The organism is Dyella nitratireducens, from assembly GCF_014642835.1.
GTDB lineage: Bacteria > Pseudomonadota > Gammaproteobacteria > Xanthomonadales > Rhodanobacteraceae > Dyella_B > Dyella_B nitratireducens.
In genome coordinates, this window is record NZ_BMJA01000001.1 from 525,573 (window position 1) to 547,494 (window position 21,922).

The 21,922-nt window shown below is 57.0% G+C and carries 19 protein-coding genes; 7 read left to right on the forward strand and 12 right to left on the reverse strand.

Annotated features, from left to right (window positions below):
* Positions 1 to 379 precede the first annotated feature (379 nt).
* The 7 genes from IEX75_RS02390 to IEX75_RS02420 form a co-directional block, all read right to left on the reverse strand.
* Complete coding sequence (locus tag IEX75_RS02390) at positions 380 to 1,639, reverse strand: hypothetical protein (RefSeq protein WP_188792653.1); 1,260 nt, start codon at positions 1,637 to 1,639, stop codon at positions 380 to 382.
* Positions 1,640 to 1,642: 3 nt separating this feature from the next.
* The gene (locus IEX75_RS02395) at positions 1,643 to 2,878 is read right to left on the reverse strand and encodes an ABC transporter permease (RefSeq protein ID WP_188792654.1); all 1,236 of its coding nucleotides are present in this window, start codon (positions 2,876 to 2,878) and stop codon (positions 1,643 to 1,645) included.
* A gap of 10 nt (positions 2,879 to 2,888) precedes the next feature.
* Complete coding sequence (locus IEX75_RS02400) at positions 2,889 to 4,214, reverse strand: ABC transporter permease (protein WP_188792655.1); 1,326 nt, start codon at positions 4,212 to 4,214, stop codon at positions 2,889 to 2,891.
* Positions 4,215 to 4,574: 360 nt separating this feature from the next.
* A complete protein-coding gene (locus IEX75_RS02405; protein ID WP_188792656.1) occupies positions 4,575 to 5,141 on the reverse strand; it encodes a hypothetical protein in 567 nt (188 codons plus the stop codon).
* A 283-nt stretch (positions 5,142 to 5,424) separates the two neighbouring features.
* Positions 5,425 to 6,162 carry a RibD family protein gene (locus IEX75_RS02410; RefSeq protein ID WP_188792657.1) on the reverse strand — a complete coding sequence of 246 codons (738 nt, stop codon included), beginning with the start codon at positions 6,160 to 6,162 and terminating at the stop codon, positions 5,425 to 5,427.
* A gap of 18 nt (positions 6,163 to 6,180) precedes the next feature.
* Positions 6,181 to 6,837, reverse strand: a complete 657-nt coding sequence (locus IEX75_RS02415) for a GTP cyclohydrolase II (protein WP_188792658.1) — start codon at positions 6,835 to 6,837, stop codon at positions 6,181 to 6,183.
* A 36-nt stretch (positions 6,838 to 6,873) separates the two neighbouring features.
* Entirely contained in the window at positions 6,874 to 7,296 is a 423-nt protein-coding gene (locus IEX75_RS02420) for a DoxX family protein (protein ID WP_188792659.1), read from the reverse strand.
* A 233-nt stretch (positions 7,297 to 7,529) separates the two neighbouring features.
* Here IEX75_RS02420 and IEX75_RS02425 point away from each other — a divergent pair, with 233 nt between their 5' ends.
* A complete protein-coding gene (locus IEX75_RS02425) occupies positions 7,530 to 8,174 on the forward strand; it encodes a TetR/AcrR family transcriptional regulator (protein ID WP_188792660.1) in 645 nt (214 codons plus the stop codon).
* Positions 8,175 to 8,195: 21 nt separating this feature from the next.
* Here IEX75_RS02425 and IEX75_RS24280 read toward each other — a convergent pair whose 3' ends face one another.
* The 4 genes from IEX75_RS24280 to IEX75_RS02445 form a co-directional block, all read right to left on the reverse strand.
* Positions 8,196 to 9,017: a hypothetical protein gene (locus IEX75_RS24280; RefSeq protein WP_188792661.1), complete on the reverse strand. Its 822-nt coding sequence runs from the start codon at positions 9,015 to 9,017 to the stop codon at positions 8,196 to 8,198.
* Positions 9,014 to 9,562 (reverse strand): YcxB family protein, encoded by a 549-nt coding sequence (locus tag IEX75_RS02435; protein ID WP_188792662.1) that lies wholly within the window; start codon positions 9,560 to 9,562, stop codon positions 9,014 to 9,016. Before IEX75_RS02435 ends, IEX75_RS24280 begins: the two co-directional genes overlap by 4 nt.
* 227 nt (positions 9,563 to 9,789) lie before the next feature.
* Complete coding sequence (locus tag IEX75_RS02440; RefSeq protein ID WP_188792663.1) at positions 9,790 to 10,326, reverse strand: SLOG cluster 4 domain-containing protein; 537 nt, start codon at positions 10,324 to 10,326, stop codon at positions 9,790 to 9,792.
* Positions 10,327 to 10,562: 236 nt separating this feature from the next.
* A complete protein-coding gene (locus tag IEX75_RS02445; RefSeq protein ID WP_188792664.1) occupies positions 10,563 to 10,910 on the reverse strand; it encodes a winged helix-turn-helix transcriptional regulator in 348 nt (115 codons plus the stop codon).
* 140 nt (positions 10,911 to 11,050) lie between these two features.
* On the opposite strand from IEX75_RS02445, the gene IEX75_RS02450 reads away from it, so the two are divergent.
* From IEX75_RS02450 to IEX75_RS02470, 5 genes are all read left to right on the forward strand, one after another.
* A complete protein-coding gene (locus IEX75_RS02450; RefSeq protein WP_229720607.1) occupies positions 11,051 to 11,641 on the forward strand; it encodes an SDR family NAD(P)-dependent oxidoreductase in 591 nt (196 codons plus the stop codon).
* 251 nt (positions 11,642 to 11,892) lie between these two features.
* Positions 11,893 to 13,005 carry an NADH:flavin oxidoreductase gene (locus tag IEX75_RS02455; protein WP_188792665.1) on the forward strand — a complete coding sequence of 371 codons (1,113 nt, stop codon included), beginning with the start codon at positions 11,893 to 11,895 and terminating at the stop codon, positions 13,003 to 13,005.
* Between the two features lie 406 nt (positions 13,006 to 13,411).
* Complete coding sequence (locus IEX75_RS02460) at positions 13,412 to 14,365, forward strand: MBL fold metallo-hydrolase (RefSeq protein WP_188792666.1); 954 nt, start codon at positions 13,412 to 13,414, stop codon at positions 14,363 to 14,365.
* Between the two features lie 6 nt (positions 14,366 to 14,371).
* Positions 14,372 to 16,444 (forward strand): M61 family metallopeptidase, encoded by a 2,073-nt coding sequence (locus tag IEX75_RS02465; protein WP_229720608.1) that lies wholly within the window; start codon positions 14,372 to 14,374, stop codon positions 16,442 to 16,444.
* Positions 16,445 to 16,669: 225 nt separating this feature from the next.
* Entirely contained in the window at positions 16,670 to 17,230 is a 561-nt protein-coding gene (locus IEX75_RS02470; RefSeq protein ID WP_188792667.1) for a hypothetical protein, read from the forward strand.
* A gap of 102 nt (positions 17,231 to 17,332) precedes the next feature.
* On the opposite strand, the gene IEX75_RS02475 is transcribed toward IEX75_RS02470, so the two are convergent.
* Positions 17,333 to 19,246, reverse strand: coding sequence for a M61 family metallopeptidase (locus IEX75_RS02475; protein WP_423373279.1), 1,914 nt, complete (start codon positions 19,244 to 19,246; stop codon positions 17,333 to 17,335).
* Between the two features lie 680 nt (positions 19,247 to 19,926).
* On the opposite strand from IEX75_RS02475, the gene IEX75_RS02480 reads away from it, so the two are divergent.
* Positions 19,927 to 21,921 (forward strand): M1 family metallopeptidase, encoded by a 1,995-nt coding sequence (locus IEX75_RS02480; protein ID WP_423373278.1) that lies wholly within the window; start codon positions 19,927 to 19,929, stop codon positions 21,919 to 21,921.
* Position 21,922 lies beyond the last annotated feature (1 nt).

Sequence of the window (21,922 nt, forward strand, 5' to 3'; positions counted from 1 at the left end):
TGAAAATGGATTCCCGCTTTCGCGCACTGCTGTCCGGGGAAAGTGCTGCTTGTTCTAGCGACATGGCTAAAAGACTCGTCGTCCCGGCGAAAGCCGGGACCCAGCGACTTGTAGATCGTCAAAGACACTGGACCCCGGCGTTCGCCGGGGCGACGAATCGCTAGCGTTGAATTTGCTGGCAAAAATAGGGGCTTCGATTGCCTGGCAGATGCCTATCTAGAGCGCGGCGAATTTTCCCCGGACAGCAGTGCACTTTCGCGGGAATGACGACCTTCTTGGCACTTCCCATCACGATGATGTTGAAAGTCGCTTAAGTAAATGCCGTCCTGGTGAGTAGCCTTTTCCTACACCATCGCGTGCCATTGTTTTCCGCGACCGCTCATTCACTCGTCTGAACTTTAAGCTGACGAAGCAACGTTTCCATTTCTGCCTGCAGAGGATGATCCGGCCAAAGCACGATGAGTTTACCGAGCAACACCATGGCTTCCGTGCGACGATCAGGCTGATTCGCAATCAGCTTGGCCGCAAGCAAGCCGTAGCGCGGCGATTCCGGTGCCTTCGGCCATTGCCGCAGATATCCGCGCGACAAATGGATGGCCAATTGCGTCATGCCCATGCGCGCCGCCCGCTCTGCCAGGGGGCCGGCATTGGCGGGATCATCCGGCACGAAGGCGGGATCCAATGCCACGCATTCCTGCACCAGGCTGAGTGCGCGGGGCATTTCGTCATGGGTCACCAGCGATGCGGTCCAGATCTGGCCATGTTCAAGCAAGGCCTGTGTCATACCGGATTGACGCAACAGGTCGCGATAGCAACGATGCAAGCTTGCAGGTGCCGCGCGTTCGCGCAATCGCTCGACCAGCAGATCGAGCGCGGCACGTGGATCCTTCACACGAATCGACTCCACCTCCTCGAGTAGCAACGCATCGGCATCCTGGCCACTACGGGCAGCCAGCCGTGCGGCCTCCGGTTCCATGCCAAAGATTTCATGGCGCTGATGGACGAGCGCCCCCATCAACTGAAAGTTGAAGATGATCAGGTAGACACAGGCAAACCCGTGGAGGGGGTAGCCCAGCAGCGTAGGCAAAAGGGGCTTGATCACAGCTCCCATGCCAACGATCACCAGCATGGTCAGCAGGTTTATCGTTGCCAGCAGGACGTACAAACCACCAAAGCGGGCCACGGTCCGCCACCAATGCGCGGGATTGAAAGCCACGTTCAGATCGCCATCGAAAGCCAGCGACATATCGATCGCCGGCAACACGATGATGAACGCCAGTACCAGCCACCACAGCCAAGGCACATCCCACGCGATGATGGCGATGCCGGCCAACATCACAAAAAGATGCATCACCGTCAGCTTGACGCCGGTCGACGTACTCTCTTCGACGCCAACATCCGGCGGATCAGCGTAGCCATTGGCTGCATGGATGAGGCACGTGGCGGCATAGCGCCACGCGGCTACCCAGTAAATGATGTGGCCTGCGATGCCAAGGGCGCCAGGCAGTGCACCGCTCAGGTAAATGAGCGCCAGTACAGTGCATGTGGCCAGCGCCGCCCCGCGCAATGGATAGCGCAGGCCCCGAATCAGCAATTCGCCAGCCGTAGCATCAGCGCGGGATAAAACGATTCTTGGCATGACTCAAACCGATCTCGTCGCCACGACGGGCGGTACGTTGGAAGCACGGCGCGCCGGTACCAGCACCGAAGCTTGAGCAAGCACGAGTATGGCAACTGTGCCGATGGCGACGTAGTGCGGTGGAAGACGCGTCATCTCGTAATGCGTCATCAGCCAATGATTGAGTTCGAATGCCAGCAGCACGCCGATGATCGCGCCGCTGCCGGCAATCAGCAGGTTTTCCAGCTGAAAGTAACGCAGGATGTCGATTCTGCGAGCACCGAGTGCGCGCCGCACGCCGATCTGCCGATGCCGTTGCACTACCCAGAAACTGGTCAGGCCGACGATGCCGGCGGCGGTAACGCTCAGCAGAATGAGGCAAATCAGGCCCATCAGCAGCGCGATGCCACGGTCCGAGCGATACGCCCTGGCGCGCAGTTCGGCAAAGGTATGGATGCCGGCATAAGGTTCAGGCATGAGCCGCATCGGATTGGTGGCAAACAGCGCCTTGCGGATCTCGCGCATCGCCTCGTCCGTGCGGCCGGGACGGGCGCGCACCATGTAGCCGGTCCAGGCATCATCTTGCCGCAGTGGCTCGATCACCGAGTTGTAGACCCAGTCGCTGTCCATCCACCTTGGATTCTGCAAGCGCTCGACGATGCCCACGATGGTGGCCGGCTTGCCGTCCTGATACACCGTCTGGCCCAACGCATTGCCGTTCGGAAAAAGCCGGTCGGCGACGGGTTTGCTCACGATGATGACGGGTGAACCGGGAGCGGCGCGTCCATGGCGGATTTCGTCAGCAGAAAAATCGCGGCCGGCAATCAGATGCAGGCCAAACGTGGAGCGCAAATTCTGGTCGCCGTAATAGTAGGCCACATGCACGGACTGGCCTTTCTGATCTGCATCGAGAGAGACATAGCCGTCTATATATCCGCTCAGCAGGGGGTTGCTGGTGGACGCAGCCACCTCCTGCACGTCCGGCAGACTTCGCAACGTTTCCAGATCCGCGCGCTGCAGGGCATCGAGCTTTTCGATGGCGGCGTCATCATCGCCAGAGGGTGCCGCCGGCCATTGTTGCACGATGCGGATCAGCCCTTCTTCGACCATGCCGGTCGGGCGCATCATTCGTTGCACGTGATGACCAATAATGAATACGGCATTGGAGACGATCGCCAGCGTCAACGCGATTTGCAGCACGATCAGCAGCGCAGCTACCTTGTGTCGCCGCAATGCGGCGAGGATCGGATGTAGGGTCATGGCGTAATCCCTACTGAGCCTTCAGTTGCCACGCGGGCAGCACGCGCGCCGCCCGATACGCAGGGTAGATTCCCGCGACCAGGGTGGCAGCAACGGCAAGCAGCAACGTGAGCGACAGCAGGTCGGGCTCGATCTTCGCCATGGCAGCCAGACGTGCCGGCAAGACTTGGCCCACACTGAGCATTCCCACCGCCGTAAACAACAGTCCCAACACACCGCCGCCAACGCCGATCACGCCCGCCTCGGTGAGGAACTGTGCATAGATGGCCGTGCGTGATGCACCCAGCGCACGCCGCACGGCAACTTCGCCGCTGCGGCGCAGAAACTTGGCCAGCAACAGGCCTACCGTATTCACCAGGCATACGATCAGCAGTCCCTGCGCCACCAGCAACGACACCCGTGTGTCGCTGGGCACCACGTGCTGATAATCGAGGAACGCCGGTACGTCGCGTAGGCGTGTATTGGGCGCCCAATGGAAACGCCCTGCTTTTTGCTGCTCGCTGGCATAGGCATCGAGATAGCCGCGATACTGCTGCACGGCCATGGCATCATCCAGTTCGACCATATAGCCGATCCATACGCAGTCCGAGCGCAGCAACGCAGTGAAGTCAGAACCGGGATCGACTTCGCCTTTCCTGCAACCATCCCAACCGGCCTGGGCGATGTTGTTGGCGACAGCGTATGGGAATGGCATGAACATGTCAGGCATGTCCGGCCCGTAGCCGACATCCACCGTGTAGTAGAAGTTCGGTTGGGGATTCCAGTCATTGGTGACGCCTACGATGCGATATTCGCGATTGTCGATATCGATCATCTTGCCGACGCTGTTGCCGCCGCCGAAAACCTCCTTGTTAACCTTGTCGCTGATCACCACCACGGGCGACAGGTGTGCATCGTCGTCCGCGCTCCAGCTACTGCCGTAATGAAACGTTACGTCCAGCATGGGAAAGAATTCGTCGTACACCGCATAACCGTCGATGGGGATCGGGCTGCGGTTGCGGCCGGAACTGCTTGGCATCACCGATGCCGAAATCGAATAGATTGCCGATTGCCGCTTGGCTCGGTGCTGCCGCATCAGCGTCATCGCATCGAGGTAACCGAACGCAACTTCCGGCTCGCCGCCAGCGCGGCGATTACCCGGACCCCATGCGTCGATCTGCGGCACGAACAGTCGATCCGATTTCCACGGAATCGGATCGGCGGACAGCCCACGGAATACCGAATACGTCGTCATCGACGCCGCTACGCCAAAACCAATCGTCAGAATCATCAGCGCGGTAAGCCCGGGGCTACGCCGCAGACTGCGCATAGCCAATTCAACGTAGTAAGCGAACATCCATTTTCCCCTGATGCGTCAATGCCCGTAAAAATCGGGGCTGTCTTTGATCAAAAGCATCGACAAATATTATCGCAAGCGCCTCTACAGTTACGTAGTTCAACGTCAATCATTCGGTATGGATAATCCCCTGCCATCTTCACATTCCATTGACATGAATAGTGAACGCTCTCTCAATTTCAAGATGGATGGCGAAAGCGAACACACTCACGATGGCACATCAACGCCTGCCCTGCTGCGCAAAGGCTCACGCAGATCAGATGGCGCATGTTGCTGCAGCAGACTGAGCAGCGCAGACCGCGATTTCAAAAGAGTATTGCGATCAGCGATGGAAATCGCAGCCGCAAGCGAACATCATCATCAAGCCACGGTATCGATAAACACACCACGCAGACCGGTGACGCCGCTCTCACTCAAGTTGCGCGCCAGCGATCCCAGAAATGACGGCAGGCTCGGCATGGTGCCGCTGGAAGCATCAGGTGCCATGCCGGATGACGAACCCAGTGACGTCCAGAGGCTTTGAAACACGCTGGTTAGATTACCGGCCCCATTTACGGCCGATGGCGTACTGCTCGAACTGTCGCTCAATGCCTGGGCCAGACCGGAGAACGCCGATGCCATGTTTCTGTATTGCTGTATTTGCGGCGATACCTTCTGTTGCAACGGAAGGGACGCAAACGCCGCATCGCTCGCGGTGGCCGTGTTATCCGAGCCAGCCACGTTAGCCGTAGGAACCAGTCCGAGTTGAGTCAATGCAGCCGCAATAGCCGAAGCCATCGGTTCCGCAGCCGCGGCTGAGGAGTCGGTCGAAACGGCGGGTGTCGATGCCGGAGATGAGCGAAGTTCTTTTTTGTACTGGCTGTCATGAATCGCAAAACGGCCACTCACCGATGGCGGCAGCGTATTGCTGATGCTTGGCATACTCATTGCAGGCAGGCCCCATGAACGGTGAGCGCCCAACATATTACCTCACCGATGCCGATCAGACCGCGAGCCACTTGATCTCGGCTTTCAGCAACACCTGCTTGTACTCGTCGTCCAGCAGGCATAACCGTGGCAGGCCTTTACTCAGCAATGCCTTCATGGCAGATGATACGGTGCATGCATCCTCGCCAAGTTCTGGACAAGGCGCGTCGCTCGCCATAGAAAGTGCCGTTCAACTCGCACGTTGCTTGCGCGATATTCCAAAATCTTTCGATGCGTTCGCCCGTCAGGTGATCGGCGCGCCGATGGATGCAAGGCCAGTGCGGCTTGCCATCGAGGCTTCCCGCATCAGATCGTAATCAATCACTGTCGTATCCCCCAGCAGCCTCACCTGCCGAACCATCAATCGATCATGACGGTGATTGATGAGATGCGAGGGAAGCCGCAACCGTGGCGCTCCCGGTTCGCCGACGAAGAACGGCGCAATCGCCAGGCGGAAACGATCGTAGATACGCTCGGAAAGGAACATCGAAAGCACCCTGCCGCCACCTTCGACAAACAGATGCCGGATGCCTCTACGTTGAAGCGTCTGGGCAATGCTGCGGGCGGAAATGGGGCCTTCGATGCTGACGATCGTCGCCCGTCCGGCATAACGCGATCGAAGCGTACCGGCGATGGACGATGGACAGAGCACGATGTTTTCCTGCCCATCGGCCTGGGAAAAATGCGCATCAGGGTCCAGGTCGCCGGTGGATGTAAGGGTCACCCTGACTGGCTGCGGTGGTAAACCTTGGTGGATACGTTCTTCGACCCGTTGCGGCTCCCGCACGGAAAGGCGCGGGTTATCGGCACGCACCGTACCGGCGCCAACGAGAATGGCGTCGGCTTGCGCACGTTCCCGCTGGATGTCCAGCAGATCCTCGTCGCTCGACAGCACCAGCCGCGGGGCAGAAGTGTCATCCATGTAACCATCGATGGAGCACGCAGCCGAAAGGTGGATGCGCATGTTGGCAACGGCGGACATGCGTGGCTCCGTGTCGCGTCAGGACTCTTCCACCGCACCCGGCAGCACGATGGTGTGGCGGGTGTGGCGGATCTTCGCCTCCAGGTAACGCAAGTTGTGGCGCCCGGAGAAAACACCTGTGGGCCGGACGGTGGCAACATCGATCCCCAGCGCTTCCAACTGGGCGCGCTTGTCGGGATTATTGGTGATGAGCGTGATGCGCGTGATGTCCAGCGCCTTCAGCATCTCGGCGGCGGCCGTGTAATCACGTTCGTCATCGTTGTGGCCCAGGGCACGGTTGGCCGCATACGTATCGTGCCCCTGCTCCTGCAGGCGGTAGGCATCCAATTTGGCGTAGAGCCCGATGCCACGGCCTTCCTGGCGCATATAGATGAGGTAACCGCCTTCCTCATGCAGGCGAAGCAGCGATTCCTGCAGTTGGGGGCCGCAATCGCAACGCGCGGAGCCCAGCACATCTCCCGTCATGCATTCGGAATGCACGCGCACGAGCGGCGCATCGGTATCGCGATCGCCGAAACGCAGCGCGAAATGCTCCTTGCCGTCGGAGAGTCCGTGGAAGCTGTAGATCGTGCCGGCTGCCTCACGGCCGTCGGCCAGGTGAATGGGCAGCTGCGCGACCGTGCGAATGCCAGGCGCTTCCGCCAGTGGGACAGCTTGCAAGCATGAAGAAGACATGAGGTTTGATCTCGTTACTTTGGTTGCAGCTATCCGTCAGCGCGCCCGTACAGGCTGCGCGCGGCGCCCCCACAGCACAAAGGCGGAGAGCGCCAGAAAGACGACATTGACCGGTGTCGCCGCCATTTCGCCACGGTAGATATGAAACGCCATGGCGCACATCTGCAGCGCCACACAGCCGACGGCAGCCAACACCGTCAGGCCGGGTTTGATACGTGTCACCGTGGGTAGGAATATGCCGACGCCGCCCGTAATATCAATGATAGCTAGCCCGCGTACCACCGCCGCAGGCAACTGCCCGGTCCAGGCCCACATAGCGGCAAGTTCCGGGATGGGCTTGAAAAGCTTCATCCAGCCGATGATCACAAAGCCGATGAAGACCAGGGCCTGAGCGCCCCAAAGCGCGGCGTTCAACAGCTTGCGTGGCTTGGGTGACGCGTCGCCGGCCAGTGATGACATGCTTTTCTCCTCGATAATGGGCAACATCAGCCCGCGGGGCGTAGCGGTGAGTGCGCCCCTGCTGGCAATTCGTTGTGGATGTGGCTGAAAGGCGTTTGCCGACGCAGCCTTTCCGCGAAAAGCTGAAACGATGCGTCTGTGCATTCCCTGCCGCCGGCAGCAACCCTACTCTTCTAGTTACGATACGATAATCTATATTATCGTTTCAAGTTCGCGAGTCAACAGGTCACGTCATGAGGCAATGGGCGGAAAACCACCCGAAGGGAAAACTTCTGGCACGCAAGCGCGCGGCCATTCTGCAGGCCGCGCAGGCAGCGTTCCTTGAGCACGGCTACGAAGGTGCAAGCATGGAAGGCATCGCCCAAGCCGCAGGCGTGTCGATCATGACGCTCTACCGACATGCACGACGCAAGGAAGATCTTTTTGCCGCCGTCATCGCCAATGTCTGCGACCACTCCAGCGAGGAGAAGCAGGCGGAAATGGATGAAATGATGCGGATGCCTGCCAGGGAACTCCTCCTCAAGCTCGGCGTTGTGTTTCAGGAATGGCTGGCCAGCCCCCAGATTTCCGCGCTGCTGCGCGTGGTCATCACCGAGATAAAGCGGTTTCCGGATCTTGCCGAAACCGTCTATGACGCTTTCTTCGTTGCCTGGGCGGCCAATCTCGACAGCTTTCTGTCGAACAAGGAACCCTGCGAGGGCATGAATGCAAAGACGCGCAGAAAGCTGTGCGATGCCTTCTTCAGCCGGCTGATCGGCACGGATGCGATTCGCGTGCTGCTGGGCATGAAAGGGGCTGCGGCCCATGAGCATCTTGATCGTGCGCGTGCAGCGGCGGATGAGCTGCTGGCGAAGATTGCTCACCAGGAGCAACGCTAGAAAAGGTTATTGGTATCAGCGTTACAACACGGGAAAAAGCCAAAATACCAGTCCAACAATGGCAATGAATACGCCACTGAGTACCTCGCCATAGCGTTCAATCGCGCCGAACCTCATGCGTTGTAGCGATGCAGTTGAGTACACGCAAAGCAATACGTAGGTCAGGATGGTGCTCGCTGCAAACACCAGCGCCATGACAAGAATAAGGCCCAAACCGTATTTCCCGGCGGCAAAGAACGCGGGGATGCCCTCAACCATCGGTGATGATCCCAGAATCAGCAGGAGTGCCGTGCGAGAGGAGGTTTTTCGCGTTGCCGCGTGATCATGTTGATGATCGTGACTGTGACCATGATCATGATGACCGTGATGATCATGACCATCGTGATGATGCTCATGCCCCGCAACTATCCTGATCCCGTTGCTGCCGCTACTCGCGGGAACAAAATAGGAAAAGTCGTGCGTATGCCCATGCGGACCATGGCTATGCCCGTGTCCATCGCCTGAGCGCAGATCGAGCCACGACGACGTCGCAATCCAAAGCCCAAAAGCAATGAGTGCCATGCTGGAAATAATATCGACCCAATGCCCGAACTTGGCAGCGACCGCGACACCGGCAAGCCAGACGATTGCGGCGAGGATAAGCGTCGTGACGACATGACCCGTACCGGCCTGGAGCGCCGCCCGGGCAGTCTCCGCCCTGCTCCAGCCGCGTTGACGAGCGATGAGCGTGATGGGTACCCAATGGTCAGGCACCATGGTATGCAGCACGCCGACGACAAGCACGGTGCCGACGAGCAGCGCCGCTGATCCTGCATTCAGTTGCTCGGAAGAAAGAAGACTCATATGTGAAATGTAGAGCTGCCTGTTTCGTTCTGTTGGATTCCTATGCTGCTATGTACAAGCATCATGAAATCGTTCAATTGCTCCGACTCCTTAAAGAATCGCTTTGGAACGATAAGGAAGATGACCCGCGACGTGTACAACAAAACGAATATCTCATTCTCCCGGAACTTGAAGAAGTCAGGCCAAGGAATAAGTACGTGGCCATTTTCGCTTTCGAAAGTTACGCCTTTATCATCCCAAGACAGCTTTCTCGTTCGATGTAAAGCCTTCTGTTCGGCAAAGCGTTCTTTCAACTTCTTGGGAAGAAAAATGTATCGACTAACCATCCGCCCAATGAACCCTCCAACCACAGCTCCGATCAGCGCCCATCCCAAGACAAAAAGGTCACGCGGTGCGTAGAAGACGATCAACAAGCCAGCCCCCAGACAAACCACGGCCATTATTCCGATAAAGAACCAGCGTGCTCTTGTCCGCTGCGCAGCGAATAATAGGCCTTGCAAGTAATCATCCTCGGTCAGCTGAATTGTGATCGACGCTCTTTCCACGATGAGCTCCTACCGGCCGTCATTCCAGGAAATCCAGGGTTACTCTGACTCCATTGCGAAGCGAATCGTCATTCCGGCGAAGGCCGGAATCCATCGCCAGTACGAAGCATGGATTCCGGCCTTCGCCGGAATGACGAGCCGCTCTGAAGCAGCATTGTCGTGAACTTCGATTTTCCTACCGAAACAAATGCAAAAGCATGGAGATACCTCGGGCGCTGGCCTCGTTCTTAAGCCATCGAACTACCAAGTGACTTGATCAAGCCCAGCTCATTGAGTTGGCTCTCAAGCGCACCCACCGAATCCCAGGGCAAGATAGGTGAATTTTGTCTTTCGTCCGGCGGATTCTCTAGCAATCCATCAGACCAACCGCCACAACCCACAAGAGGCAACAGCGGCCGGTGATGAAGCCAGGCAAGGCAAACTTCCGAAATCGTGCCGGCACGCCCTCCGATGACAATGCATGCGTCACCGGCAAGTGCCATGATCAAATTTCTCGCATCGCCCATGCCACAAGGTATGACAACCGTTGCTGGCCAGTCCGGTGCTGGCATGTCGGCCTCCGTGATAATACTGACGACCAACCCGCCGGCAGCCTGGGCACGTTGTGCTGCCACGCGAGTGGCGGGGCTTCCGCATCCACTGACCAGGGTAATCCCTAAACGGGCAAGCAGTTCCCCGGCATCGCCAGCCAGGTCGTATGCCTTGGAACCCGGTTCTGCACTTCCCAATACGCAAACTTGAGGTTGGCGAATACGCGTGGTCATGTCTGTTCTTATCCTTCGCTTTAGAAGTCGTTGTGCCATGGCCAGGAATAGGGATCACGACCGGCATGCGTGGAAAGACCGCGATAGCATCGCAGGTACTCAAACCCCATCTTGGATAAATTATTTACTTCAGCGCGTGAAGATTGACCGCAAAGTCGTGGTCGAAAAATCTGTGAAGGCAGAAAAAAGACCAGGAGGACTTTCTGAGGGAGTTGCTGAAGATCACCAAGGATTATCTAGGCGACGTCCTTTTGTGTGGGCAAGTTGCCAATGCGTTTCATGTGTTTTGCTCCCCATTCGCACAGAGGCCGCAGTACTTCGCGAAGCTCCGTACCGAAAGACGTTAAGGAATATTCCACGCGCGGCGGAACTTCGCGGAAGTCCTTTCGCTTCACGATGCCGTCCAATTCCATTTCCTTAAGTTCCTGTATCAGCATTTTTTCGCTGATACCGACGACGGCTCTCTTCAATTCGCCAAAACGGCGCGCATCTTGGCCTATTCCCCAGAGAATAAGGCACTTCCATTTGCCGCCAATGATGGCGAGCGAAGCCTCTAAGCCGCAACTATAAATTTTCTTTTTCATGGCATTTTCCTGTTCTCACTTACCAAAAGGTAATCGTCACTTACTAAAAGGTAGGTACTTGCCAATACTACATCGTTGAGCTGGAATGATCAGCACAAACCAGGCATCTATTGCTAGACGTTCACGCAACGAGACGCATCATGTCATTGAAACTTGCAGGAAAAGTAGCCGTTATTAGCGGCGGAACGACCGGCATCGGCTTGGCAACTTCCCAGCGATTTGCTACCGAAGGCGTGCACGTCTTTATCTTCGGCCGAAGGAAGGCAAAGCTTGATGAGGCTGCTAAACAGATCGCGCGCAACGTTACCGCTACTCAGGCGAACGCTGCGAATCTTGACGATCCCGATCGCGTCGCTGCAACGGTGAAGGCCAAAAAAGGTGTCGTCGACATTGTCGTGTCAAACGCTGGATATACGGAACAAGCATCCATCGACACCATCACTCCCGAGCATTTCGACAGAGCGTTTAACCTTATGGCTCGCGGCCCGGTTTTCCTAGTGCAGAAGTTTTCGCGTCAACATGCTCAGCCCCGGCGTCACCGATACTCCGATTCTCGACGCTCAGTCAGCGTCTCGAGAGGATATGGTAAAGATGTACCAAAGCATGGTTCCTATCGGCCGGCTTGCTCGGAAGAGGAAATTGCCAACGCGGCGCTATTCCTGGCATCCGACCAAAGTTCGTATGTGACCGGCGCGGATCTGATGGCCGATGGCGGTATTGGTCAAGTCTGAGTTTTTTCAGTCAATCGAAGAGAGCAAAGCCATTTTGTGGGCGGAGCAAATCGCGTGTCAAAGAACAGCGAACGAATCATTCTGTTAACGGACGCCCTCGGGAAACATGAAAACACTGTGTGTCCGCACCTGCAGAAGAAAGGATCCGCATTGTGCGCGGTGACGAGAGATCTCAACAGTGGCATGGCTCTTCGACTGATAAGAAATGACGCGCCCTAATCAACGTCCTCTTGCTCCGCTGAGACATCCCCATGCCCAATCTCAAAGCTTTATTCAACCCCTACCGGTTGAACACACTCGACCTACCTAACCGCGTCATCATGGCGCCGATGACTCGCTCCAAGTCTCCGGGTGGCGTGCCGACTGCCGAGGTTGCCAGCTACTATCGCCGCCGCGCCGAAAATGGCGTCGGTCTCATCATAACGGAGGGAACCGGAGTCGGCCGCGCGGCCGCGCTCAACGAACCCGACATGCCCCAGTTCCATGGCGAGGCGGCGCTCGCTGGCTGGAAGAAAGTGGTTGACGAGGTTCATTCGGTGGGTGGACGCATTGTGCCTCAACTGGTTCATGTGGGACATAAGCGGTCGGCCTCGGTACCGGACTGGACGCCTCGCGCACCTTATGAAAGTCCCTCGGGGCTCTCAGTGACGGGCGAGCCTGTAGGCCGATCAATGAGCGAAGCCGACGTGGCCGACACTATCGATGCCTTCGCGCGCGCAGCGTCGGATGCCGAGCGGCTTGGGTTCGACGGAATAGAGCTGATGGGTGCACACGGCTATCTCCTCAATCAGTTCTTCTATGACCATCTCAACTTGCGCAATGATCGCTACGGTGGCGCAACGCTGGTCGAGCGCTCACGCTTCGTAATCGAGATTCTGCATGCAGTGCGGTCGGTTGTCAGTTCCGGCTTCCCGGTGATTCTCCGCCTGTCGCAGTGGAAACCAAAAGACTTCAATGCACGTCTCGCAGAGACGCCGAAAGTGCTGGAAAGGTGGCTTGGCCTACTCGTTGAGGCGGGCGTGGACGCCTTCCACCTCTCGCAGCAAAAGTTCTGGCTACCTGCCTTCCCTGAGATCGATGGAGAGCTGAACCTTGCCGGTTGGGCAAAGAAGCTCACGGGTGTGACTGCCATAACGGTCGGCGCTATCGGCCTGTCCGGCGACGTTTATGAATCCCTCGGGGGCAGGAGCTCCCGATCCCAACCGCTGGATGGACTGCTTGCGCGGTTGGAGCGCGGCGAGTTTGACCTGGTAGCGGTCGGACGCGCGTTGCTCCAGGACCCTGCCTGGCTTGAGAAGGTGCGCCAAGGTCGCGTCGACCAAATTGCCGATTTCACACCGGCCGCGTTCGCCACTTTGAGTTAATCACTTCGGAGAAGTTAGGCCCGAGAACCGCAACATGGCCACGCCGGCCGAAAGTCCAGTCGGCTGGCAGCCGGCCCGCATCTGCCTTTGGTATCAGCCACCGAAGACGATACATGGCATTGACGTCTATGACCTGGAATACCTCGCCTTTTCGCACAAAGAGTGCAACACCGCATGAGGCAGATTTACCAATGCGTTTCCGTGTTCACAATGGTCTTGATAACGGTAAAAACTGAGCATGGCATCAGTCGACGAGTTTCAATCAAGACCTTTTGTGGGCGACCCTATTTGCGAGCATGTTAGGTTTGGCTCAGCTATACCGGGCTCATCCGTCTATTCAACCTGCCGGCTGCGTTGGAGTACATCATTGTGACTCGGCTCGATTCGTACATCACGAGCGAAATCCATGAAGAATTCCATTGTGCTTGTTGCATACGCCATGTGCGCTTCTGTGTGCCTAAGTGCGGCGGGTCAAAGCCCGGCGCCTTTTTTATTGCGAGACATGGGGTCCGGAGCTTGGGCGGCGATCGATAACTCGACCGTTAAGCCCAATCTGGCAGGCTCAAATGCAGGCTTTGTGATTGGCCCGCAAGCGGTCCTGGTGGTGGATACATTTGAAAGTCCGGCAGCGGCGCAGAAGATGTTGGGAGCGATCAGAGCGAAGACCAATTTGCCTGTGCGGTATGTCGTGGATACTCACTACCACCTTGACCACGTGGCTGGGAACCAAGTCTTTGCAAAGTCGGGAGCTATCATCATGGCCCAAGAAAATGTGCGCCCTTGGATGCGAACAGAAAACCTGAAGTTTTTTGGTGAGAAGATCACGCCAAAGCAGCGTGATTGGGTGAAAGATTTCTATCTCCCAGATGTGACATACGCACAAGGAGCGACAGCATATATCGGAATCGATCGTGGCGAAGTACTGCGATTCATGGCTGGTCACACCGGAGGAGATACGATCATCTACGATGCTCAGGCGAATGTCGTTTTCTGTGGCGATCTTTTCTGGAATCACGCGCTGCCGAATTTGATCGATGCGTCGACCAAAGAGTGGGTTGAATCGTTGAACGTGCTTCTTCACGACTACCCTTCGGCAAAGTTTGTTCCGGGCCATGGCGACGAAATTGGGAATGCATCGGATGTTCGGGCTTTTCGCGATTACCTGGTGTTTCTTCGTCAGGCAGTTTCCCGTGCACAGGCAGATGGGGCAAGCGGCGTCGACGTTTTGAGAGTGGTATTGCCCCAGGTGAGCGAACGCTACGGTAAGTGGGCATTCTTTGACTTTGCCGGACCTGACATTCAGCAGACGGACGAAGAACTTCGACACCTCAAGAAACTGCCGCGGCAGCCTTTGAAATGATCTGCCGTGGCCATCGTCTTGCCGATACGGATAGCTTTCATCGTTTCTGCGGATGAATGGAATGGCTCCCCACGCAGAGCCAATAGTAAAAAGGTTTTCAGCCATTCATCCGCCCCTCAATTCCGCAGCACTTTGCGTCGAGATTCCGGGCGTCTGCAAGTTCAAGAAGATCAACAAGTCAATTCATTCGTGTTGAGGTGTTCCATGTGTCGTGCACGTCGTAAGCTGTTGTTTCTATCATTGCTCATAATGAACACCTGCCAATCGTGGGCACAAACGCCGTTGAATCTTTCCGTTGACCTGCGCGACGCTCCACGTAAATTGCTTCATGCGACAGAGATTCTTTCCGTGCAAGACGGTCCATTGACCCTCGCCTTTCCGGAATGGATACGCAACGAGCATGAGCCCGCTCCCTTAACGCAGCAGGTAGGCCTATTCATTAAAGCCCGGGATGGCAGCGGAGTTGTCGGCCACGCTCTTTCCTGGAAACGCGATCCGCTCGACCTGTATCTCTACCATGTGACCATTCCGAATGGAGTGCGCTCTATCGAAGTTAAATTCGATTTCATTACATCGGACAGGAATGGGGACGCCCGCGCCTCCTCAGATGCAAACCTCGCGGTGCTGGATTGGAACACTGTCGTCCTTTACCCCTACAACGGACCCGATACGCGTGCCGCCAATCTCACCGTCACGCCATCGGTCATCTTGCCAAGCGGTTGGCATACGGCCACGTCGCTCAAGGCTGTAGCGGGGGCAATGCAACAGACCAGTTCGATCGTAAACTTTCAGCCGGTATCGCTCGAACAACTGGTCGATTCCCCGATGATCTCCGGACGCTACTTCCGAGAAATCGCACTTGCCCCTGACGTCACACCCAAGCACTACCTCGACATAGTGGCGGATCACCCGGAAGACCTCGATGTCCCTCAGGCGCGAATTGATGAACTGAACCAGGCCGTTCATCAGGCCGGGCTACTGTTTCGTAGTCATCACTATGACGAATATCGCTTTCTCATTACGCTTTCGAACAACATCTCGGGCGCAGCGATCGATCACTCACAATCCTTGGACAATCGTCGTTCGGCCAACTTTTTCCGGAACGAGAAAAAGCAGAAGCTTTACGCGGATTACACGATCCACGATTTTCTTCATAGCTGGAATGGCAAGTATCGGCGACCAGAAGGACTCGCCACACCCAACTTTCAAACTCCTGTGATTACGAGCGGAATATGGGTATACGAGGGGTTGACAGACTATCTTTCCAACGTGGTGACGGTGAGAGCGGGTGGCGCGACCAAGGAAGAATTTTTGGATGCTCTGGCATCGAAAGCTGCCTACTACGACCGCCGTCCAGGTTTGCAGTGGAGAAATCTTGACGACGTAGACACGATGGCCTATCCGCTTTGGAGCAATGAGGATTCCAATTACGATAACTGGCGTCTCAACGGCTTTGATTTCTACAGCGAAGCGAACTTGATCTGGCTCGACGTCGATGTGACTATCCGCAACAAGTCGAACGGGAAGAAATCTCTCAACGATTTTGTGGCTCTCTTCTATGGTCTCGGTGGAGATACCGGCCCAAAAGTTGTTCCATACTCATTCAACGACATAGTAGCTTGCTTGAATCAGATCGTTCCGAACGACTGGGAAGGCTTCCTTAACGAACGCCTTCACACCCTGTCAAAAGCGCCCCTTCAAGGCATCACTGGAGCTGGCTACAAGCTTGTCTACAAAGAAGGTGCTGACAAAGACTTTCAGTATTCCCTTGCCATGAGCATCAGATCGGACGGCGTGATCTCCGATGTCTTGATGGACGGAATTGCCTATCAGGCAGGTTTCGGTCCGGGGATGAAAATACTTGCGGTGAACGGCCAACCGTTCTCCAAAGCAACACTGCAACAGGCCTTGGATTTCGCGAAAACGACGACCACGCCCATCGACTTCAAAGTTGACAATACGGGCGTAGACTCGGACCTGCGTCTCGACTATCACGGTGGGCAACGGCATCCCGTGCTGGAGCGTGTCCCGAATACGCCGGATCGGGTCGCTGAGATCCTGCAGCCGTTGAGTAATTAAAAAAGCACTTTCGCGCGAAGACATCCTGATGCCAAAAAGTTAGCAAACCGCCCCTACGAACGCAGACGGCCGTATATGAGAACGAATGCCTAGTCATTTGCGATGGATACACAGGGTAGCCAAAGTTAGCCACCCAACCTACTTGCCGTCACTTGACAGGGCAAATTCGCCAGGAGTAAACAAGCGCCGCACCCACACAATCGTTCATTTGCAGGAGTAAGGGATATGAGCCGTGCAAATGTAGTTTCGTTTGTTCTCGCCGCATCGCTGATTATCGGTACAAATGCCACGGCCAGTGGCGCGTTACCGGGGGATATTTCGATTCCCGCCCAATCCACCCCGGACAGCGGAATCCCTCAAAATAAGACCGAGATGGCCATGAATGTGCCTTTGCTGATTTACGTGGATGCCAGGGCGCAGGTTCGCTCCATCCAGCATTCGCAGCGCCTGCCAGCCGACGTGAACGACCTGCTTTGGCAAAGCGTCAGGCATTGGACCAAGACATCCGCGGTCATCAATGGCAGGCACGAAGGGGCACAGCTGCTTATGAATGTGATCCTGCATGCAAAGCCGCAGCCCGACGGCAAGACGAACGTCTATTTCACCCTGGCTTCCGAGGGGCCGGTACTGCGTGGCTACTGGTTTATGCAGGGCAACCATTTATATGGCCATTGCTCGATCTCGGCCGGCAACATGGCCGCCGGTGATGGCGGGAAAGGAACACGATGCTATTCCCTGCTTGCTCCCGTTACCGAGCCCTCGGCAGCGGGGGCTGCCGCCAAGTAAGTGCGCGGGTAAATCGTTCGCTTTAATCAGCGTGCCAACCCCAAAAAAAGCGCCGGATGGCCAAAAACCATCCGGCGCTCTTATTTTCGATATCGGCAGGGCTTACTTGCGCGGCGCAATAATCTCATCCAGATAATCAGGCGTGCCTTCAACCCGTACCAGATGCGGGTATTGCAGACCGTCGTGATAATCCACCGCCACCGTGCGATAGCCGCCCTGATACTTCAGCAAGAGCTTGATCGGTGCCGTGTTGTTCTTGGCCTCCGTGATCGCGCTTTTCAGCACGTCGGTCGAGTAGTTCTGGCCATTGACGGCGACCAGCGTAGCGCCGGTGCTGATGCCTGCCCTGAAGGCAGGGCCGTCCCAACGCACGTCATTGATCTGGCCTTTGTCTCCCACCGTCAGGCCGATCGACCAGGCGAAGTTGTACATATGGCGTGGCGACTGCGGGCGGCTGTTGTACGCCTTCTCGTAGGCGCTTTCCTGATCGGTATAGACCAGCTTCCAGCCAGTACCGGCGATGCCGTTTTGCAGCGGCGGATTGAGCTCATCGACGTGCGCGCGCAGGAAGCTTGCCCAGTCGTAGGGGGCTACACCGTTGAGAGCGGCCGCCACGTCATCGAAGGTATAGGTCTTGGTGACGTAGCTGCCGTTGTCGACGCCGAAGAACGCACGCGCGAAATCGTCCAGGGATTTATGGTCATGAGTGAGCTGACGCAGCTTGGCATCCACTTCCAGCCACATCATCTGGCCGCCGCTGTAGTAGTCCTCGCTCATCTGCCAGCTGCGGTACGGCAGGCTGGAACGGCGGGCGGCCGTAGGATCGTTGGTGGTGTCTTCCAGCGTACGCCACTGGAAGCCTTCTCGATTGCGCTCATAGTTGGCAGCCACCATGGCCAGCGCATCGCGGAATTGCTGTGGCGTCCACATACCGGAGCGCGCGGTCAGCACGAAGCCCCAGTACTGGGTTTGCCCTTCGTAAACCCACAGCAATGAATCACCCATTGGCACATTGAAGTTGGGCGTCCACAAATCGGCGGGGCGACGGAATTTGCCGTTCCATGAATGGGTATATTCGTGGGCGAGCAGGTCGCGATCCGGTGCAGCATCGCTCCAGGCAGTGAAATAGTCGGGACCCAATCCGTTCTCGCTGGATTGGTGATGTTCCGTGCCATTGCCTTCCAGCACATCCGACAGCGAGAACAGGAAATCGTAGTGATCGTAGTGGTGTGAGCCGAACAGCTTGGTCGCCTGCGTCACCAGGTTGCGATGGACTTGCAGTTGTTCGGGCGTCATTTCCAGGTACTTGGGCTCATCGGCGACGATGTCCAAATGCACCGGCGCGTCACCACCTGGGTTGAGATCCACGCGCTTGAAATATTCACCGGCATAGATCGGCGAATCGACCAGATTGTTCAAAGTCACCGGCTTGAACGTGGTGGTGTCACCTGATTGCGAAGCTGTTTCCAGCGCGGTGCCGAACTGCCAGCCACGCGCGAAAGTGACACTCGGCGCAAAAGTAATGCCGCGCGAGAAATAGCCGGCCGGATAGAGCAGCACCTTGCTCCACTCCATGTCCATCATGCGGTCGGTGATCTCGAAGCCCTCGCTATCTGTGCGACCCGACAGATATTGGAATGACGCATCGATGCTCGACACACCCGCAGGCACATCGACATGGAAGGCATACACGTTGTACTCGTCGCGCTTCCACTTCAGCGGTTTGCCGCCGGCGGTGAGCTTGAGGCCGGCCAGCAGGTTGATCGGTCCGGTCGGTGAATGGTCGCCGGGAATCCACTGCGGATACAGCAGGGTCAGCGTGCCCGCTTGCACGGGAATGGTTTCATGCACACGGAAGATGCCCTGCGCCGTATCGTTGGCATCGACATGGAGCGTTACGGTGCCGAGGTATGGCTGGTCCTGCGGCGGGGGAACATTGTCGGTGCGTGCCTGCTGCGCATTCGCGCCAGCTACTGCAAGTCCCATTGCTATCGCGAAGGCCAGGCGCGAAAACATGCGATGCGTAGCAACGGTTGAAACAGCGATGGGGGCGCGGGACATGAAAGGACTCCGGCAAGCACGTGTGGGGGGCAGTACGTTAGCACCAGCAAGGGAGCCTTGCATTAGCTCGTCGTCATTCCGGCGAAGGCTGGAATCCAGTACAAACATGGCGTGCGAAGCACGCAACATAAAAGGGTATGAGCGCTTCGCACAGCGTATTTAAACTGGATTCTGGCCTTCGCCCACTGCTGTCCGAGGAAAGTGTTGTTTGTTTTAGCGACATGGCTAAAAGACTCGTCGTCCCGGCGAAAGCCGGACGTAGCGCGAAGCGCGGAGAACGTCCGAATGGACGGCCCCGAAGGGGTGAGCGAAGCGAATCACCCAGCGACTTGCAAATCGTCAAAGACACTGGACCCCGGCGTTCGCCGGGGCGACGAATCGCTAGCGTTGAATGAGCTGGCAAAAATAGGGGCTTCGGTTGCGTGGCAGATGCCTATCTAGAGCGCAGCGAATTTTCCCCGGACAGCAGTGGGCCTTCGCCGGAATGACGACGAGGGGTAGCCAGCATCAACATCGAATAATGACTTCCGGCATTCGACACAGCGATAAAAAACTTGCCGCGCAAGCTTTGTGTATCTATCACTGGTCGCCGCCAAAGCCTTGCAGTATGTTTCCTCGCTCGTGCCAGGACGGCCATCTCCCCGGCGACAAGGCTCCCCATGAAAACCCTTCGAATACTCTGCAGTGCCGTGCTGGTAGCGCTGTCTTTGCCTGCTATCGCGAGTAGTGCGCACGCGTCCACTTACAACCCGCTCGAGACGTTTGCGCCGTTTGTCTATCCACAGCCGGCCAATGCCTTTCGCACTGCCAACGGCCGGCCTGGCCCGCTGTTCTGGCAGAACCGTGCCGATTACCAGATCAAGGCAACACTGGATCCCGTTACCCGCAAACTGACGGGTGAGGAAGTCATCACCTATACCAATCACAGCCCCGATGACCTGGACGTGTTGTGGCTGCAGGTGGAACAGAACCGCTATCTTCCCGACGCACGCGGTGCATTCGGTGACGAAGCCTTTCCAACGGAATTTACCGACGGCGAGCACATCGCATCGGTTGCCGTCGAAGGCGCAGACGGCACACTGCAGAAGGCGGATTTCGTCATTTCCGATACGCGCATGCAAGTGCGTTTGCCGCAGGCGTTGAAGGCACACGACGGCGCTCTGCGCCTGCATATCAGTTATAGCTACACCGTACCCGGCGAGTTCGGCGGCCGTACCGACGTCAATCCGACCAAGAACGGCGACATCTTCGAGATCGCGCAGTGGTATCCGCGCATGTGCGTGTACGACGACCTGCGCGGCTGGAATACCGATCCTTACCTCAATAACGAGTTTTATCTCGAATACGGCGACTACGATTATTCGGTCACCGTGCCGTGGAACATGATCGTGGTGGGTTCCGGCGAACTGCTCAATCCGCAGGACGTGCTGACCAAGACCGAAATCCAGCGGCTGGACGAAGCGCGCCACAGCGATCGCACGGTGATGATCCGCTCGGCGGATGAGATCAACGACCCGCACAGCCGGCCCAAGCAGAGCGGCACGCTCACCTGGCACTTCCGCATCCAGAACGCCCGCGATGCGGTATTCGGTGCATCCAAGGCCTATATCTGGGATGCCGCGCGCATCAACCTGCCTGATGGCCAGACTGCTTTGGCCGAATCGGCTTATCCGATCGAAAGCGCCGGCAACGATGCCTGGGGCCGCGCGACTAAATACCTGAAAGCCTCGACCGAGTATTTCTCCAAACAGTGGTTCCCCTACCCTTACCCCACCGCCATCAACGAGGCAGGTTCGGCCGGCGGCATGGAGTACCCGGGCATTACCTTCGACGCGAAAGAGGCCAAGGGTAACGAGCTGCATGCACTGATCGCGCACGAGATCGGGCACACCTGGTTTCCGATGATCGTCGGCACGGACGAACGCCGCAACGCGTGGATGGACGAGGGTTTCAACACCTTCATCGACGTCTATGAAGCGGATGCCTTCCATCACGGCGAATATGCACCCAAGCGCGATGTGGAATACGCGCCCGGCGGCGGCAATCCGGCCGACGAAATCGTCAAGGTGCTGACCGATCCGGATGCGCCGCCGCTGCTGACGCGTGCGGACGAGATCAAGGAAAAATATCGCCACCCGGTCACGTACTTCAAATCCGCCTACGGCCTGATCCTTCTGCGCGAACAGATCATTGGTCCGGAACGCTTCGACCCGGCGTTCCGCAAGTACATCCAGACGTGGGCCTACAAGCATCCCAGCCCCTCCGATTTTTTCCGCTTCATGGAAAGCGAAACAGGCGAAGACCTGAGCTGGTTCTGGCGCGGCTGGTACGAGCACAACTGGAAGCTCGACCTCGCGCTACAGAACGTTGCCCCGGTGGATGGCGATTGGCACAAAGGCGCAGCCGTGACGATTGCCAACCTCGACCGCCTGGTGATGCCGGCCACGCTTGAAGTGGTCTACAACGATGGCAGCAAGCAGGACATCCGCATACCGGTGGAAACCTGGATGCAGCATCGCAGTTATGTCGTGCGCGTCGCGGGCAACAAACCGGTAACGTCGGCGACACTTGATCCGCAGCATGTCATCCCAGATATAGATCGCAGCAATAACAGCTTTACGGTGAAGTGAC

Bases quoted from the DNA above. Each gene is read 5' to 3' on its own strand.
- IEX75_RS02390 (WP_188792653.1), bottom strand. From the start codon at position 1,639: ATGCCAAGAATCGTTTTATCCCGCGCTGATGCTACGGCTGGCGAATTG.
- IEX75_RS02395 (WP_188792654.1), bottom strand. From the start codon at position 2,878: ATGACCCTACATCCGATCCTCGCCGCATTGCGGCGACACAAGGTAGCT.
- IEX75_RS02400 (WP_188792655.1), bottom strand. From the start codon at position 4,214: ATGTTCGCTTACTACGTTGAATTGGCTATGCGCAGTCTGCGGCGTAGC.
- IEX75_RS02405 (WP_188792656.1), bottom strand. From the start codon at position 5,141: ATGAGTATGCCAAGCATCAGCAATACGCTGCCGCCATCGGTGAGTGGC.
- IEX75_RS02410 (WP_188792657.1), bottom strand. From the start codon at position 6,162: ATGTCCGCCGTTGCCAACATGCGCATCCACCTTTCGGCTGCGTGCTCC.
- IEX75_RS02415 (WP_188792658.1), bottom strand. From the start codon at position 6,837: ATGTCTTCTTCATGCTTGCAAGCTGTCCCACTGGCGGAAGCGCCTGGC.
- IEX75_RS02420 (WP_188792659.1), bottom strand. From the start codon at position 7,296: ATGTCATCACTGGCCGGCGACGCGTCACCCAAGCCACGCAAGCTGTTG.
- IEX75_RS02425 (WP_188792660.1), top strand. From the start codon at position 7,530: ATGAGGCAATGGGCGGAAAACCACCCGAAGGGAAAACTTCTGGCACGC.
- IEX75_RS24280 (WP_188792661.1), bottom strand. From the start codon at position 9,017: ATGAGTCTTCTTTCTTCCGAGCAACTGAATGCAGGATCAGCGGCGCTG.
- IEX75_RS02440 (WP_188792663.1), bottom strand. From the start codon at position 10,326: ATGACCACGCGTATTCGCCAACCTCAAGTTTGCGTATTGGGAAGTGCA.
- IEX75_RS02445 (WP_188792664.1), bottom strand. From the start codon at position 10,910: ATGAAAAAGAAAATTTATAGTTGCGGCTTAGAGGCTTCGCTCGCCATC.
- IEX75_RS02450 (WP_229720607.1), top strand. From the start codon at position 11,051: ATGTCATTGAAACTTGCAGGAAAAGTAGCCGTTATTAGCGGCGGAACG.
- IEX75_RS02455 (WP_188792665.1), top strand. From the start codon at position 11,893: ATGCCCAATCTCAAAGCTTTATTCAACCCCTACCGGTTGAACACACTC.
- IEX75_RS02460 (WP_188792666.1), top strand. From the start codon at position 13,412: ATGAAGAATTCCATTGTGCTTGTTGCATACGCCATGTGCGCTTCTGTG.
- IEX75_RS02470 (WP_188792667.1), top strand. From the start codon at position 16,670: ATGAGCCGTGCAAATGTAGTTTCGTTTGTTCTCGCCGCATCGCTGATT.
- IEX75_RS02475 (WP_423373279.1), bottom strand. From the start codon at position 19,246: ATGTTTTCGCGCCTGGCCTTCGCGATAGCAATGGGACTTGCAGTAGCT.